Annotated in this window: 16 protein-coding genes; 2 read left to right on the forward strand and 14 right to left on the reverse strand. The window is 40.5% G+C overall.

What is annotated here, in order from left to right; genetic code table 11:
* Positions 1-81 precede the first annotated feature (81 nt).
* The gene (locus KAU88_08270; protein ID MCK4478502.1) at positions 82-1572 is read right to left on the reverse strand and encodes a sulfatase; all 1491 of its coding nucleotides are present in this window, start codon (positions 1570-1572) and stop codon (positions 82-84) included.
* 96 nt (positions 1573-1668) lie between these two features.
* A complete protein-coding gene (locus KAU88_08275; GenBank protein MCK4478503.1) occupies positions 1669-3819 on the reverse strand; it encodes a DUF2206 domain-containing protein in 2151 nt (716 codons plus the stop codon).
* A gap of 146 nt (positions 3820-3965) precedes the next feature.
* Between KAU88_08275 and KAU88_08280 the strand changes: the two genes are divergently transcribed.
* Positions 3966-5468 (forward strand): fibronectin type III domain-containing protein, encoded by a 1503-nt coding sequence (locus KAU88_08280; protein MCK4478504.1) that lies wholly within the window; start codon positions 3966-3968, stop codon positions 5466-5468.
* 50 nt (positions 5469-5518) lie between these two features.
* The gene (locus KAU88_08285) at positions 5519-7024 is read left to right on the forward strand and encodes a family 10 glycosylhydrolase (protein MCK4478505.1); all 1506 of its coding nucleotides are present in this window, start codon (positions 5519-5521) and stop codon (positions 7022-7024) included.
* A gap of 227 nt (positions 7025-7251) precedes the next feature.
* On the opposite strand, the gene KAU88_08290 is transcribed toward KAU88_08285, so the two are convergent.
* From KAU88_08290 to KAU88_08345, 12 genes are all read right to left on the reverse strand, one after another.
* Positions 7252-8454: a glycosyltransferase family 4 protein gene (locus tag KAU88_08290; protein ID MCK4478506.1), complete on the reverse strand. Its 1203-nt coding sequence runs from the start codon at positions 8452-8454 to the stop codon at positions 7252-7254.
* A 161-nt stretch (positions 8455-8615) separates the two neighbouring features.
* Positions 8616-9503 (reverse strand): glycosyltransferase, encoded by an 888-nt coding sequence (locus KAU88_08295; protein ID MCK4478507.1) that lies wholly within the window; start codon positions 9501-9503, stop codon positions 8616-8618.
* 31 nt (positions 9504-9534) lie between these two features.
* Positions 9535-10530 (reverse strand): Gfo/Idh/MocA family oxidoreductase, encoded by a 996-nt coding sequence (locus KAU88_08300; GenBank protein ID MCK4478508.1) that lies wholly within the window; start codon positions 10528-10530, stop codon positions 9535-9537.
* Positions 10531-10563: 33 nt separating this feature from the next.
* Positions 10564-11460, reverse strand: a complete 897-nt coding sequence (locus KAU88_08305; protein MCK4478509.1) for a DUF362 domain-containing protein — start codon at positions 11458-11460, stop codon at positions 10564-10566.
* Between the two features lie 137 nt (positions 11461-11597).
* Positions 11598-12770: a glycosyltransferase gene (locus KAU88_08310; protein MCK4478510.1), complete on the reverse strand. Its 1173-nt coding sequence runs from the start codon at positions 12768-12770 to the stop codon at positions 11598-11600.
* Between the two features lie 109 nt (positions 12771-12879).
* Positions 12880-13806 (reverse strand): DUF362 domain-containing protein, encoded by a 927-nt coding sequence (locus KAU88_08315; GenBank protein ID MCK4478511.1) that lies wholly within the window; start codon positions 13804-13806, stop codon positions 12880-12882.
* A 15-nt stretch (positions 13807-13821) separates the two neighbouring features.
* Entirely contained in the window at positions 13822-14865 is a 1044-nt protein-coding gene (locus KAU88_08320) for a Gfo/Idh/MocA family oxidoreductase (GenBank protein ID MCK4478512.1), read from the reverse strand.
* A 339-nt stretch (positions 14866-15204) separates the two neighbouring features.
* Positions 15205-15633, reverse strand: a complete 429-nt coding sequence (locus tag KAU88_08325) for a type II toxin-antitoxin system VapC family toxin (protein MCK4478513.1) — start codon at positions 15631-15633, stop codon at positions 15205-15207.
* Positions 15618-15884, reverse strand: coding sequence for an AbrB/MazE/SpoVT family DNA-binding domain-containing protein (locus KAU88_08330; protein ID MCK4478514.1), 267 nt, complete (start codon positions 15882-15884; stop codon positions 15618-15620). Before KAU88_08330 ends, KAU88_08325 begins: the two co-directional genes overlap by 16 nt.
* Positions 15885-15957: 73 nt before the next feature.
* Positions 15958-16554 carry a DUF1616 domain-containing protein gene (locus KAU88_08335; protein MCK4478515.1) on the reverse strand — a complete coding sequence of 199 codons (597 nt, stop codon included), beginning with the start codon at positions 16552-16554 and terminating at the stop codon, positions 15958-15960.
* Between the two features lie 2 nt (positions 16555-16556).
* Positions 16557-17039, reverse strand: a complete 483-nt coding sequence (locus KAU88_08340; protein ID MCK4478516.1) for a hypothetical protein — start codon at positions 17037-17039, stop codon at positions 16557-16559.
* A 4-nt stretch (positions 17040-17043) separates the two neighbouring features.
* The gene (locus tag KAU88_08345; GenBank protein ID MCK4478517.1) at positions 17044-17409 is read right to left on the reverse strand and encodes a hypothetical protein; all 366 of its coding nucleotides are present in this window, start codon (positions 17407-17409) and stop codon (positions 17044-17046) included.
* Between the last annotated feature and the right edge of the window lie 4 nt (positions 17410-17413).

A 17413-nucleotide genomic window follows, 5' to 3' on the forward strand; every position in this document is an offset into this window, starting at 1 on the left:
ACATTTTTTGATTGAATGATCAAAGAGAATACGCGTAACAAAAGAAGTTACCCGCATATATCAACGTTCCAAATTGTTTATCTAAATGTACCCTAACGCTCGCAGTCTCTTCTCTATCTCTTCGCTTTCTTTTCGCGGATGAACAGGCCCAAAATACGACAAGTCCAAGGTGCTTTTAAGTAGTTTTCTAAGATTATCTTTTATCTTGGGATGTTCACCTGCAATGTCTACTTTTTCAAACGGATCGCTTTGAATATTGTATAGTTCTTCTTTTCCATCCCGATATAATATGTACTTATGAGACTGTGTTCTAACGCACTTAGCTGCTTCATCAATTTGCTCAAGCTTAGGGATAATCAGCTTGAATTCTGGCGGTGAATTTCTCAGAGTTTCCCCGCTTTCTGCGCAGACAAAATCATGAACTTTTTGATCTTTAAATGGCAGTAAACTTTTGCCTTGTATCCTATCTCTAAACCCTTTAATCTTCAAGATATCTAATACCGTGGGAAAAACATCTGCGAGTGATGCAAGGTTTGAAATTCTCTTTCCTCTGGGAATTACATCGGGATAAACCATTATCAATGGGACATGAATCAAACTGTCGTACAAGCAAAACTGGTGTGAAGCGAGGCCGTGATCACCGAAATTCTCGCCGTGATCCGAGAGTATTATTAAGAGGGTGTCTTCAAAAATTCCTTTGTCGCAAAGAAAATCGACGAGTTCTCCTATTCGATAATCCAGATATGATATGGCACCATCATACCAAGACTTAACGATTTCCCACTCTTCTTCAGACACTTGGAATTCGTTTGCCATAAAATGATATTGGCCATCGTCAGAAGCAAGACGATTAAGTCGCCTAACATCCGAATTACGACCACGCATTCTTTCTCCTGTATGGCCACAGATCTTGCTCAAGAGAAGCTCTGTTAGATAGAGTTTAGGTTCTTCGAGAGAGCTGCAAAATCTCTTCTTAAAAGGGCGGGGTGGGTCATGAGGTGCGTGACAACAGAAGAGATTGGTGAACAGAAAGAAAGGTTTTTTCTTGTTCCACTTGTTCAGGAGGCTTTTAATCTTCTCAACGTTTCGATAAGTCCACCAATCGAGTCCGTAGATGAGAGTTCTAATAACATCTTTCGGGCTCTCTTTAACAAACCTAAAACTCTTATACGGTACGGACAAATCAAAGTACTCTTGAAAACCTTTTGTGAATCCACTTGTTACATTAAGAAGCCCGTTACTAGATACGCCTATCGTTTGATATCCATTCCAATTCAGAATCTCTGCTAAAGTAATGTTTTCTCTGTTAAGGGATATCTGTCTTCCCATAGTCTTATGATAAGAAGGATATTTTCCTGTAAATATCGAGGCGTGAGAAGGAGGACTCCATTCCGCTGTTGCAAAAGCGTTCTCAAAAAGAACACCTTTTTTCGCAAGCCTATCAATGTTAGGACTCGTTTTACGGTGATAACCGCAGCATGAAAGATGATCCACCCTAACCGTATCAGCTACAATAAGAATAATATTGGGCATTCGTTCTTTTTCATTCATGTTGGATGGAAGTGCTTTCAATTTCCCAGCTCCTGAAAGGCAGCCTAATAGTCATGCATTTGGTTTACAGTTTTTATCAATTCAAGATGGAATCTTGTACAAAACATTGCGCACGCACTAATAGTCACTTCTGAGCGTAAAGAAGATTTCGCTACCTCCATTAGTGTATATCTTGTTAAAGGCTATCAGGCTAGAACTCAAGTCACTGGTATTCCACACATGCCCAAACACATATCCTCGTCCAAAAATCTTGCCATCAATTGTGTTGAATTTCCTCAAATACACGTATGCGTTCGTGCGATCGAAAGAGGTTGCATTAGTAAGTATCTCTGTCTGGGCTCTTGGAAAAACTGCATAACTCATCAGTGGAAAGGATACTGATACTACATCTGCATAGATTAGTGTGTTCGCAGTTAAAACTATGTTTGAACGCACCCATCTAGTAGCGGATACATCAACGGATTCGGTCAAATATCCAACACCATAAAAAAGTACTCTGTCAATCCTGTATCTGCTCAGAGATATTGAATACGATGTATCTCCAGTTATTTCGTAGACGAAACCTGTTTCAAAAAGAAAAAGGGACGCAACAACAACAGTAGTCAAAAAAAATGGTGCGAAGTTTCTTCGAAAGCGAAGGAAAAAAGAAAAAAAGGAGTTACCTCCTATCACACAAAAAGGCGCCAATAGCAGAAGCGATATGTGATAAGTGCGAGTAACGTTCAACAAATTGAAACTTGGAGCAACCAAGGGTAACAATACGAATACCAGCATGGCCAGAGACATTACAACATATTCATGATCGAACCTGTCGCTAGTCTTTCGTTTCAGGACAACAATCACAACGCCCAATACTATAAAGAATTGCACTAAATAGTGAAAGCCTCTCCCAAACCAGTGTCCTATCGACGTTGCAGGTTCTCCCACGCCAACCGCCCTTAAGACATGTCCCGGACGAGCTGAAGGAGCCAAAAGATCGTCCCAAAAGTTTCTTTGTATGTTTTCCCCCATTTCAACCAGTGATACAAAGCTAGCTGATTGAGAAGTATATATATACCAAGAAAAAGCCATCACAACGAATAGTACGACATGCGTGAGCGTAATTACAGATTGTTTCTTTCGGATGAACGAAACAAACCATGAAAAGAAAATGAGGATCAAAAAAACGTAGGAAATCCCATAGTGACTCACAATCATTCCCACACTGAAAATTGTAAAGAAAAGCATTTTGGTGGTCGGACTGATTTTTCTGTGAAACACTACTAACAATGACAAGACTAGAAAAAGTTCGCTAATCATCTGAGTAGGTAGACCGGGCAGCTCATAGAAAAATGTCATACCAGCAAGAATGACAAATGTTGCGACAAAAGCAGCTTTCTTTTCCATGTATTTTTGATACAACTGATACAAGCCGACAGGCACAAGCGCAAATATCATGGGGTAAACTATCTTGAATATCCATGTCCCCTCTAGATCAAGAATTTCCGCGTATATTGCCGGGAAAATGGTCACGCTTAACATTTGACTTGTTCGGAGAACGACAGCGTCACTCGGGCGTAAATTCCATATCCCATTCTCGCGAGTGTTCTCAAAGACATAATAAGCTGGGTGGACATCATAGCCAACAATGTAATTTGATACTAAAGACCCATGGAGCAAAATCGCAACACTAATCATAAGTAGAATAAAGGGCCAGCTCGTTCCAGATCTAATAGAACCTATGAGAACCGCTAGCGCAACAGTTCCTATCAGTAGAAGCAAAATCACACTATTTCCGTTGAAATTTGCCAGAGTTGTCCCTAGTATTGCGAGAATTGGTAGACAGACAGACAAGACCAAAGGCAACGAAAAATCGATTTTTTCTTTGCTTCGTTGTCTATTCTTGTTAAGAAGGAAGCAAAGTACGCAAAGGAATGAAACTGTGGAGTTCATTGCAAGAAGCAAAATGGGAGTAGATAGAATGGCTACCTGAAATAAAAGACCAATCACATTCAGCATTAGCCCAAGAACTAGGCTAAAGACTACGCTCAATCCAACAGAAAACAAGAATTTTTCCGCAGAATCAAGACCAGGTAGCTTGAAGAAAAGGAGAAGAATCATCCCTGGTACAATAGTCAAGTAGATGAAACCTAAAACTTGCCTTGCAATAGGAACGTCCAGCAGAATTGCTACATCAACTAGAATTTGGAGATTAATGATTGCCAAAATAAGTGTAATCCAATCTCTATTCTTGTTGTCCACCAATCGCTTGTCACTTTTGTATGTCATACTCACTGTCTCTGACCCATATCGTAAGACAAGAGACTTTATATACGGGTTTGCTCTCTTGTACAAAGGGAGAACACATAAACACTAAATCATGTAGGCATAGGTTTTTAATCTATATTTATGATAGAATAGGAAGTGTAAAAGGTATGTGCACCCCGAAATTCAAAATGACTCTGGCCGTCATTGTTCTTTTTACGATTCCTCTTCTTGTTTCAGCAATAGCACCGTTAACGAGTTACTATACTATTTTTAGTTCAGGGTCAATTGCTTCATCTGAAACTCAACAAGCATCCACTTATGAGAGTGAAATGCGAGCTCTATTTGTTCACGGTTTGAATATGCTTTATCCAGATTGGGAAACAATCTGTGACACTGTACAGGGCTATGGTGTCAATAGTATTGTTGTTGAAGTTCTGTACACTTCAGGTTCTCGGTATCCAAGTAATTATGTGTCATCTTATACTAGAGATGAATTAACTCCTGCTATACAAGCTACACACTCTCGAGGGATGAAACTACATGCCTCGTTCAACGTTCTTTTAAGTGCATTGAGCGATGAACATAAAGCTGTAAGCTCAAGCGGAACATTATGGGATTGGACTGACCCAACAAATCCTACAGCTTTAACTCATTTGAGAAACTTGACTGAGGAACTTTGTTCTTTTCAAGTCCAGAGTGGAATTCAAGCTGGAGATACGATAGACGGATTTATGCTTGACTACATAAGATATGATAATAACGATATGCCATATGGAGAATATGCACGGCAAAAACTAGAAACATATCTGGGTGAAGCAATAATAAATTGGCCCGGTGATTTTGCACCTGGAATGTCAAGACACACGGAATTTCTAGAGTGGAGAGTAACCATTATTGATGATTTAGTAGGAGATATGCAAAGTTGGGCATTAGGAGTCAATCCTGACTTAGAAATCTCAGCAGCTGTTTGGGGTTGGCCGCCAACAAATCCTACGTATAACAGAATGTGGATAGGACAAGACCAGAATAAGTGGATTAAAGAAGGATGGTTAGACTTTGTTTCCCCAATGATTTACACAACGGATATAAGCACAATAGCTGCGATGATGCAAGAATATCAAGAATATATGGTAGCGGGACCAGAGGGAAAAATTCCTCTAGTTCCTTTCATGACTAACTGTTTCCCTGCCACCGTACCTGCCGACCAATTCAAGCAACAGATCGACACTATTAGAGCTAACGGAGCTGACGGATGGATTATCTGGCGTTATGGTGGACCAGGCGATGGACAAGGCTCAGTTGCCCCTGACATTAGGGATTATCTCAATCTAATTGATTTACCTCAGGTCTTCTCGTTGAGAGAGATAGAAGTTAATTGTACAGGTCGTAATGCAACGATTACTTGGACCACAGATAAGCCGGCTACCAGCACAGTTGAATATGGCACATCCCCATTATTCAATGCATCTTACGAATATCTATCGATGAATAACTTCCATTACTGGAACATTGACCATGTTGAAGGAACCATAATAGAAGATACTACACCAGTTACGAGTCACATGATAACTCTGACAGGTTTGCAGGAAGGAACACTTTATTATTACCGCGTACAAAGCCAAGATTCATCCGGTATCACCACCACCAAGGTCTACACCTTTAAACCTTAGAAATCTGGATTTGGAAAGGTATGAAAGAAATGCATTTTTCGAAGTTTAGAGTGGTTTTAGTTGTTATAATTTTGTCTACGATTCTTGGCACTAGTTTGGTAATGGCCCAGTTCAAGATGTATTATACTATTTCAAGCTCAGGGTCAATTAGCACGGACGGGCGCATTTTGCATTATAAAATGACTGATAACAGTGAAATACGGGCCGTATTTTTCCATTTCACTTCATTAAGTGCGTCAAATGATTGGAATTTGATAGTTAACACCCTTTATGATTATGGCATTAATTTACTGGTAGTTGAAGGAATGATGCCCAAATATGCGGGTTATCCAAGTGATGTTATATCTGCAAGTGCTGGTTTAGACTTCATAAACGAAGCTCTAGAAGTGGCTCATCCTCTTGGAATAGAAGTTTATGTAGCTATGAACGTTCTTTATCAGACTCCCAACCCAGAATGGGGTTGCGTTGATAGTCAAGGTAATTTCATCGATTGGCTCTGTCCAACAAAACAAGAGGCCAGAGATTATCTAAGAGCCATCGTTGAGGAACTTGTAACGAAATATCCTAACATAGACGGATTCATGTTTGACTATATCAGGTGGGAATGGCAAGGTAGTGTTCCTGATATGGATTACTCTGAAGAGTCAAGAACAGCATTAGGAAACTGGTTGGGTGAAACAGTAACGAATTTTCCAGGAGAATTCGCCCCCAGTGGCTCTCGTTACAATGAATTTTTGGAGTGGCGAGTAGAAGTAATTACTCAGTTATTAGTAGATATCATTGGTTGGATGAAAGCTATCAAGCCAGATTTGAAAATTTCGGCGGCTCCTTGGACTATACTCAAAACCGGACTTTCATATGAATGGGCTGAACGGCGTAAATTAATTGGACAAGATTGGACAGATTGGGTGATGAAGGACTATTTAGACTGGGTTGCTCCTATGGCATATTTTTATCCTAATGAACTAGAAACTTTCTTGCGACCATGCGTTAAAGCAGATGTTGAATTAGGAGTAGGAGGCCCAGAAGGAAAAATCCCTATGATAATATTTGTAGCCAATCAATTTCCAATACTTAAAACTCCTGAAGAATTCAAAGCAGAAATTGACATACTTCGGGAAGAAGGAGTTGATGGTTGGATAATTTGGAGATATGGTGGTCCAGGCGCTGGCGGGTTAGATATCAGAGATTATCTAAATGCCCTTAATCTTTCTCCAGTTTTTTCGATGGAAGGAATAACGGTTTATCTAAATGAGCAGAATGAAAGCGCAACAATTACATGGACCACGAATATCCCAACTATCAGCAGGGTTGAATATAGCATATCTCCTTTATTTAACGTAAATTGGCAATATGACTCAAAATGGAACTTCAGCTACTTGGACATTGAGCATATTGAGGGAGAGGTCGTTGAGAATCTTCAACGAGTAATTGACCATAGTATAACTCTCGCTAATCTAGACCCAAATGCAACTTATTATTTCCGTGTGCAGAGTCAAGATTCAGGAATTATAACTAGCAAAGTCTATGAATTTTCAATAAGTGGCTTAGTATAAGAACTACCCGAAGAAACCTGATACATGCAAAGTCAGAAAATATTCATAATAGTATAACATTCGTAAATTCCGATTAGCGCATTAGAATGTTATGCGTATAGAATGGTTAGATGTCAAATTAGAAAATGAAAAAACCTTGCGCACACTTTGCGTTAATATATAAGCGACGAAAAAAACTAATAATCTTGCTAAAGGCTGAAGCAGACGACCTTTTTTCTGATTTGTGTTCACTCCGGGTTAACTAAACCTTTTGACCTTTGCGTGCGCACGATCCTGTTATTCGTTCCAAAAAGCAAATTGTGATAAACTATGTTTAGCTGCCTAACAATTTTCTCCCAGTCATACTTGTTGAGTACGAGTTTTCTTGCGGCTTCCCCAAGTCTCATCGACAATATCCTATCCTTCAGCAATTCGATCACTTTGACAGTGAATTCATTCATATCATCTTCGATTAAGACGTTCACTTGACTCTTGACGTCTAAACCCTCTACGCCGACAGTCGTTGATACCACCGGAAGACCGCATGAAAAATATTCAAGAATCTTTAACCTTGTACCCGATCCATGGAATAACGGGGCAATGGCAATGTCGGAAGCATTAAGAAGCTCAGCGACATTCTCAACAACCCCTGTAAAGGTTAAATTAGACGACTCCACTTTTACATGATTTCTCCCGACTATAAGAAACTTTGTATTGTTAATCTCTTTTTGAACTTTCGGGGCAATCTCTGAAGCTATCACTTGAACAGCTTCTTGATTAGGTAAGTACTCCATGTTTCCAACAAAAGTTACTGTGTGAAAATTTCTCAAATCATATTTATTCTGAACATTTGTTATATCTGATGAAGGATTAAAGGCTTTAGTATCCACACCATTAGGTATTACTTCAATATTACGTCGTCCAATTCCATAAGAAGCCAAGTACTCTTTTTCTTTTTCGGAAACAGTCAGTATCACGTTCGCATGTTCATAAGCTATCTTCTCCAAAAAGGTTTCTAAGATTTTCCTTAGCATGGTTGTGTGTTTTATCCTCAATGCTTGAAATGTGTCATGGCAATCAATAACAAGTGGTTTTTTTAGGATTCTCGCTACAATTGGGATTAATAATCCACCAGCTGACTGCTGTTCTATCTGTACTACGTTAGATTCTCGAATTATTCGAATAGCCCTTGAAATAAATAAAAAGTCATAAAAAAGAAGAGATGTAGGTCTTGACACACCTAGTAATTTGCCAAAGATTTTTAGAATTACCTTTGGAAAGAAACCCTTGATACCGTGGACTATCAATCCATCGATATGCTCATGTGTCACTCTATCGTTTGGGATTATTATGTGAACCTTGTGGCCAAGCGATACAAGACCTTTTGCCAAATTATAAATGCGTACAGATGGGCCCATATCTTTCAACATCAAATCTTTAAAACAACTCAAAATACAGATTTCCATTTTAAAATCTCACTTGTCAAGTATGAACTTAACTACCTATTCAGATCAATCTCGTGTGAGATCTTGGTCATCCTCATAGTGTAGGATTAAAGCGCGCGTGAGCAGACGATATGGAAAAGCTGCTGAATCGTGCCCACAGATATAACCTATTTCCCCAAATAGCCTATCAAAAAACCGAGACACCAAGCAGTCATTTTGAAAGTAAAGTGAATCGGCAGCAGAAAGACTACTTTTCGACGTAACAATCTGTAGGCTGGAATAGCATATAGTACTCCTGCTATGAAACCTGCAAAAGGAGTCATCTTGAGAAGGGAAAAGATTCTCCTATTCTTAAGATATAGATCATAATCACCGTGACCATACCAAACATACTTTTCCCAAATAGCTTTCCACGTCTTACTACGCTGCTCATAAAATACAGCGTTAGTTCTGCAAATTGACCAACCAGCCTCTTTAATTCTAAAGGCAGCGTCTTGATCCTCCCCAGTTCCTTTTAGGTGGTAGTCGAAGCCCCCCACTTGATTTATAGCTTCCACCCGATAAATTGAACCACCGGTTCCTGGAAGTTTAGAAGCAGTTTTCCATTCATTTCCGCTATGTATATCGTCCACTAAAAACGGAATGTTTTCAAGAGTGGCAATCAGATTTTCCTCTGGAAATGCACCATATTTTGCTTTAGCAATGCCAACCATAGGGTTTTTCTCCATGTATTCAACTTGCTTTCGCACATGATCTGTTGGTAATACAATGTCACCGTCCACCCAGACGATGTAGTCACTTTTTGCATTATCTACCACGATGTTTCTTGCAGCTCCTAATCCCATCCATTTATTACGAAACACTTTGACTTTAACATCCATCCTCATGATGTACTTTTGTATAACTGAAAAAGTTCCATCTTCGCTACCGTCGTCTACAAAGATCACTTCCATAAGCTCATGAGAAAAATTCTGATTTAGAACACTGTCAATAGCTTCTTTGAGTGAAGCTTCACAGTTTTTCACGCAAATCCCTATGGTAACTGTAGGTCTCATATGCATCACTCAAAAGTCATCACAGAATGTACTAGGATGCTTTTCTCAAAGGTACGCCATTCTCATAGGCTAGGGAGATTGTTTCCAAATCCTTAAGTGCATCATCTCCAGAGGGAGCAGGTTGCAAGTCATGTCTTACACAATGAGCAAAGTATCCAAGCTCTGAAAGATAGGGAAGGTAAAAACTTGGGGTCCTTCTTGTGAGAAGCTGAAGAATCGTGATTGCCTTACTCGGAGGAGCGTGTTCAGCATAATCATGTTTGACAGTTCCATAGATTTCTACTTTTGTTTGGCTTTTTTGGGAGAACCAGCCAATGTTAAGGATCACGGTTTTTCCTGTTGCAAACCTGACTAAGCATACTGCATGATCTTCAGCGTTCATGTTTAGTCTATATCCAAGATAACATTTGATGTTAGATACTTCGCCAAAGTACCATCTTAATAAATTAACCATATGGCTTCCTGAATCCATTAGCGCACCGCCACCGGTCAATTCCTTCCTGAACCACCACGAAGGGACAGGACGTGGAGAGTAACCGTCAGCCCGATGCATGAATGGGCCCGGTCCTACATTAGTAGCATAAGCAATCTGTACCTCACCAAGTATACCAGTTTGCATCTTTTCCTTGAGGGCCTGAAACGAAGAACAAAACCTAAGATGATAACCTACCATCAGCTTCACTCCGTTTTTTCTAGCTGAAGATACCATCTCTTTTCCTTCTGCCACATTCCTAGCCAATGGCTTCTCTACAAGGATGTGCTTTCCTGCTTCCGTTGCCTTTCTAACGCAATCTAAATGAAGATGGGTAGGCAGAGCTATTATAACCGCATCTACATCGTCATCTTTCAGAAGTTGTTGGTAGTCCTGGAAAGTGTTTTTTGCTCCGAGCTTCTTGGCAGAACTCAATGCTTTTTTGGAAAGGTCAGAAACTGCTGAAAGCTCTGCAGATTTGAGTTTTAAGCAGTTTTGAAGATGAATTCTCCCAACGTATCCTAAGCCGATTAATCCCAACTTGGTTCTTCCCATTTTTGCCATCCTCTGCCTGGTTAAACTAGGGCTCTATTCTGAGAGACCAAGTAGTTCGTTTAGACCTGTGTCGACTAAGAATTTGTACCCGAAGCTCAAGAGTGTATGAAACGGTCCTTTTCTTGGATAAATACTGCTAAAAGAACGGGGATCAATCCCAACTGGAGAAAAGGAAAGCGCCCCTATTCCCTCTTTATTGGCCAACATGATATGCCCCACCGACTTGGGATTCACTCCAGCTATTCTGGATGCAGCAACGTCCAGCGCCACTGGATCGTGGCTAGCCATAATAAGCCCTAGCCTGCGCGGATGGGCACCAGAAACAATGATTCCGTCAACAACGCACAGATCGAATTTCATAAGCTTATTTATTGCGACAATGGCCTCGTCAAGCTTTTGGTGATATTTGAATTTTTGAGGGTAGGGATTACAACCAAAGATGTTCTTTAAAGCACACGAAATTCCTGTCTGTGCCAAATACTTTATTTTAGGAACATTCACTCGCAAATCAGCCTTCTGGATTGTTTGAGGTACAACTATGTTGAAGTAATGGCCTCCAACATTAATCTTAAACGTATCGCCCTTATCTTGAGATAGATTAACCAAATCTACTCTGTAACGCTGTGACAGTTTCTCGTACCCAAGCATCTTAAAAGCGTACTTGCATTTCATCGCTGAAGCATCAGACTCTACAATTGAAATATTCACATTAGACGAGATTTGGTTTCGGATGACCTCGATCAGAGCGCCAACAAAACTTGGATCGGTGGTTTGCCCAGTCGAATAATCCCAGTAATAACACATGTTGGGCTTTATCACAACATTTCTTATATCTTTCGGGAATCTGTACTGAATCAAGTCTAGAGAACTCGAAATGGCTTGTCTCAGGTGATGAGATTGTTGAACTGCAACAAAGCTTACTAAACTCAAACTAAACTCTCCAGAGGATAAGAAGCTTTACGAGTTTTAATCCACAACATTTCTTCAAATGAGATAAGATGATGTTTTAACAATCCAAGGGTGGGAAGAATCGTTCCACCAGTCAATCCAACAATTCTGACTAAGGTCTAAAGTAGATTTTCCTTTTCAAGCATGTCTCTAGTCAAAAGTGATCTTGACTCTTCTAAGGTATTCCAAAAGATGAACCTTCTTCTCAATAGTAATGCGAACAATGCACTCAACAGAATACAATTATTCTGTATTACCCCGAAAAGAAAACCCCTACTCTTAGGCAGAAGAAGCGTTGCCAGAAATACCGAAGTCAAGATGACGGAGTACAACTGGAAATCTGAAATCATGATCAAAGTTGTGGCGGCAAATAGAAGAAAGACTATAGGGTTGAAGAGATAAAGAAAAATTTCTGGCATGGCTATCCGTTTTGGAAGATGCAATTGATTCTTTACTAGAAGCTTCAAGCATTTTGCGTAGATTTGCACAAGCTGAGTGGCTCTTCGCAACTTTGTAGAGACCAAGCCTCTCCAAGTAAAAGGAGAGATGTCAAAGCAAGTAGCTTCTGGAATGAATATAGTTCTAGCTCCTTTCTGTACAATATCTAAAGCGGTCCCTGAATCGTCCGTCTCATGATTGAATTCGTCGAGAACCTCTCTCTTGTACGCACCGAAAAGTCCGTGGAAAACTATTGTAGAATGAATCTTTGATTCCCCAAGCCTAATTACTTCAAACGTAAAGTTTAGATAAGTTTCTTCGGTTTGAGTAACCCAAGACTGATTAGAATTTAGCACTTTTTGCCTGCCAATAACAGCTCCAACTTTCGGATCAGCTAAATAGGGCAATGTCTCAGTCAAGATATGTGTAGTCCAAAAAGCGTCAGCATCGGATATAACCACGATATCGTGTTTTGCGCGTTTTAACGCGAGGTTAAGAACTCCTGATTTTCCTCTACGTTCGGTTTCACTCAACATTTCTACACTTAATTCTGGGTGTAGGTTGAGGAATTTGACCGCTTTTTTTATTGTGTTGTCTGTTGAGGCATCATCTATCAATATGATCTGCATTTTTTCCTTGAGATAACGAACATTGCACAAATTCTCTAACTTGAACCCTATTGTCTTCTCCTCGTTGTGTGTAGGGATTATGATCGTTATTGGTGGATTGTATTTTCTGTCAATCTTTAAGTTCCATGGTCTAGAGGCAACTCGCCGTAGATACAGAAAATATAGGCCTGGGACGCCAAAAAAAATTAGACAGAGAAGTAGCCAAACGATTATTATAAGGTTCATTTTTCTACTTCATCTCTAAGATAATTTTTAGAACACCAAAATTGCCTTCCCAAAAGCTTCACTAGAAATGCTCTAACGATACAAAAACTGTTTGTCATTCCGATTTCATCTAAACTTCTTCTAGAGCGGGAGGAATAACATCTTTAACAATTCTGTGATATAACTTAAGTAATTGGAGTTGGAAGTTCCACCAATGCTTTGATGAAAAGAAGTTTTCCTTAGGGAAGGTTTTCTTGAAAGTTATTAGGTTTTCTCCACGAGTCTTGATGCCTTCTAATTTCCCAAGTTTTTCTTTCATTGCAATTTTTAAGAATTTGATTTTAGAGGGATTGTATCCCATTATTTGAGAAGCAATCCAATCGACTGAAAACGGGTCTACACTTACCATAATAAGACCGAGTTCGATAGGAAAGCGGCCCAGTGCGACTAATCCATCGACTATGATGAGGTCTGGATGCAAGATCTTGTTTATACCAACGATAGCTTCATCTAAAATTGGATGGTAAACTATTTTCCTTGGAGAAGCTATGCAACCAAAAAGGTTCTTTAGAGCACAGGTGATTTTGGTATCACGCATTGTTTTTAATTTTGGCGCATTAATGAACAGGTCGGATTTTAATAATGATTGAGGAATTTGAAAGACAATTTCATGTCTGTTTACACGAACCGTCTCTTCGTGGGTTTCATCATTGGAAAGATTAAAAAGCTCTACACTCTTTTCCCTAGCCAATTTTTCATATCCCAACATTACGAAGGCATGTTTTGTTCGCATGGCCGTAGCGTCAGCCTCGACAATGCGGATATGTATACCCGTGCCATATCTTTCGCGAAGACAATCTATGATTCCAGCTACAATTCGGGGGTCCGTGGTATATCCTGTTGCTGCATGCCAATAATAACACAAGTTTACCTTGATGTCAACAGATTTTACTAAGCTCTTAGGCTTAAAATCTATGAGATCCAACGCCTTGCCAATAGATTTCTTTATGTCCTCCTCTGAATTGTGCGTTCGAACTAGACTAACAACGTCGCCCATTTTAATACTGCTTCCCTAAGTAAATTGCCTTTCACCAAAACCCTTGTAGGCTTCTTCAATAAGTTCAATCGTTTTTAATCCGTCCATGGCTGAAACGGATGGTTCAGAATCGTTCTTTACACATTCAAAAAAATGCTGCAACTCCTTATAGTATGACTCATAATAATACGAATAAGAAAGGGGCCTTATCTTCTTTCCAACAACTTTTCGAAGAAAATTCTTTGCTCCCTCCTTGACAGCATGCAAAATAATATTCCTCGGCACAAGATCATCGCTAGACATGTACCCCGCATTTCCATGGAGAATTGCCCTGAAATTATATTCTGGAAAAACCGATTTTTGATACCAACCAACATTGATAATTCCCTTAACAGAAGAATCAGATGAACATAGTATCGCTATTGCACCGTCCTCGAAAGGGAGATTAAATTTGTGATCAAAACAAGAAAACAATATCTTGCCATCCATGCCCACGAAAAAACGGAATAAGTCAATAAGATGATAACCTAAATCCAGTAATGCTCCTCCTCCGGTTTTCTTAGGATCAAACCACCACTCAGGTACAGGTGCAGGAACCGTTCCGTGGGCGAAGGGCCCGCTAAGTATCTGCTCAATTGTGACAACCTCCAGATTTCCAATACGACCCTTGTCTGCCACTACCTTCATTTTTTCAATTGCATCAATAAACCTCATACAATGACCGACCATAAGCTTCTTGCCGCTTGACTTCACCAACTTCACAATCTTGCGACACTCTTTCACATTCCTAGCCAACGGTTTCTCTACAAAAATATCAAGTCCAGCTTCCAACGCCAACTGAACGCTCTCAAGATGTAAAAAGTTAGGTAGAGATATGATGACTGCATTCACATTAGAAGAATCATTCAACAAATCATGATAGTCCATGTAAAGATTCTTAACGCCAACAAGCTTCGCCTTCTTCAAAGCTCTTTTCGATGAATCAGCTGCAGCAACCACTTTGATACCATCGACATGCAGACAATTCATCATATGCAACCTGCCCATATGCCCAAGCCCGATTATACCCACATTCAACATCCTCTTCTCCTTTTGAACATCTCAAATATGCTGTAATAGAAACGATATAAGTCAGGACGGAATCAAAATCTCCACTCAAAATTAATCATTATATGCACACAATTCTTCCCGCAGAAACTCACAACAAACACGAACGCCACAACAAAAAACAACTAAAAACAACCAAAAGTCACCAATTCCAATCACACAAACCACAACACGGTCTCTCTCCATCCACAAAGAGGGAAAACAACGCAAACAACCTAACAACTTAAGAACCAGTCACGTTCAACCATAACCCAACAAAACGATTATAATGCTGAAAACCGCTGATTGTCACGCGCGATAAGCATTCATTTCTCAAGAGTCACTGAGTGTGAGAACTTCAACTACGCCCTTCGCCTTCTCAGCCATCTCCTCATCAAAAGTTACCAAAGCAGCCTTCTTCTCCTTTGCCACCTGAACCACTATCGCATCCATCCCCCTCAACCCCAACTTTACAGCAAGCCCCGTTGCCTCTTGTCTCCTTCTCCTACTAAGCTCACTATAAACAATGAAGTTCATGCCTTCCCACTTGTCCAGCTGATGCCTCACCGAAACCGCCTTATCCACACCAGCACGCCTAGAAACTGCCCCGCAAACCTCTATAGGCACTATAGCACTCGTAGCCACATGGTACTCCCCACGAAATACCTTTTCCATAATTCGTAACGCCGCAGGCCTAAATCTGTCCCCTTTCACAAAAGCCGAAACAAGAACCGAAGAATCCAATGTTACTTCTTTTGCCATCGCTTTTCCCTGTCTTCCTTGACCGCTTCAACCGCAGAGACACCCTTCGGCCAAGTCCTCCCCACTTCCTCAGACACCGCATCAAGCTCTTCCAACAAACCATCAACAGAAACAGGAATTAACAAAACCCCTTTATCGGTTGAAATCTGCTCGACTATACCCCCCTCCTTTATTCCATACTTCTCTCGAAGCTCCTTCACTACAACAACCTGTCCCTTTGGTCCAACCTTACTACGATACCTCTCAGTCATACACAACACCAAGTATAACAACAAACAACGTATAAATAAATCTTACGTTATACCATAAAAAAAGAATAACAACCTAAGAACCAGCCACGTTCAGCCACAAACTAACGAAACGCTCATGATACTGAAAGCCATTCGTCGTCGCATTATAAATCCAAAGCTCAAAAAACAAATTACCCAAAAAACCATTATTCTCCGGGTCCCAAGCGATTTCACAATTCTCTATTTCTAATACAACACCATTCAACGTCATACTGTGAACATCAACCTGCAAGCGAGTTTCATTATACCCATAGTCGAAAGAGAACGAAAGCGGAATCTCCCATGTTGCCTCATCCGCCACAAAAGCTCGGATTTCATACAATGCAGGCAAGCTGCTAAAAGTACGGTTAAAACTGTCAGGAGCCGATTGAGTCTGATTGCGAAGCTTTACTGCAACCTTATAGTATGCAGCGTACCCTAAACGATTCCCTATCCCCAGAAACACACTGTAATTATAGTTGCGCGTAATGTTAAACGGATAATCCTCAGCCCTATGATTCGGACCAAGAAGCCAAAGCTCAGTAAAGAAATCAGTACGCGGAAAAACCAACAACCTACTAAGCGCAGGCGAAGCTACAAGCAACACCAAAACACCCGTAACAACCATAAACACAACCCGATGCTCCTCCAAACTCACGCACCAACACCTCCACCGTACCTCTTCTTAAAAAAGTGCCAAACAACAAAACTGCCACAAACAACAGCCACCGACCCAACCACAGAACCCACAACATTAACTAAAAAATCCCAATAATTCCCCTGTACCGCCGTCTCCGCCAAAGCCTCAGCCTCAACAACAAAACCGTTCAACTTGCCTTGGCTTTGACTGGCAAAATCAACTGCATTATCAAAATCACCCCTAGCGTACGACAACTCCGCCATAGACAACAGCTCCCCAGCCTCGTCAAGCGTCACCAATAAAACTGTAACATTCGCCTCAGCTCCATCTGCCTCCGCAACAGCATCATAACAAAGAACATTTTTCTCCTCAGCCGCAGTAATGGCAGCTACGGCATCAGTCTCGTTGGCCCCGAAAACGCGAAATCGAGCACAAGAGCCAAAAACTAGTAGAATAAAAGCCGCGAAAGCCAACAAAGGTTTGACACGAAACAACATTACTTTATGCAACATCCAAACCTTTTCTTGACGATCCTTTCACACTAGAGTTCCTAACCCTCGAATTCGTGTACATCATTTCAAGCAAAATCTTTTCTTTATCCACAGCGCTTAGCTCTTCGTTCACACGCTCACGAAGCTTTTTATAATCAATAAACCTCTGCAGAAACTTTTCTCCCTTCGGAGCAACCACGTACGAATCGTCACGACTGACACGCACCAACCCACACTCAAGAACCTCATTAAGATACTTACACAACAGCTTGTAGCTAAGATTAGCTCTATACATAATATGCGTCTTTTTAGCACCTCCCCTGACTATTTCCAGAATCTCAGCTATAATCTGAAGCTTACTCCTATACTTCGTCAAACCA

Source organism: Candidatus Bathyarchaeota archaeon (assembly GCA_023131225.1).
Lineage (GTDB): Archaea > Thermoproteota > Bathyarchaeia > Bathyarchaeales > SOJC01 > JAGLZW01.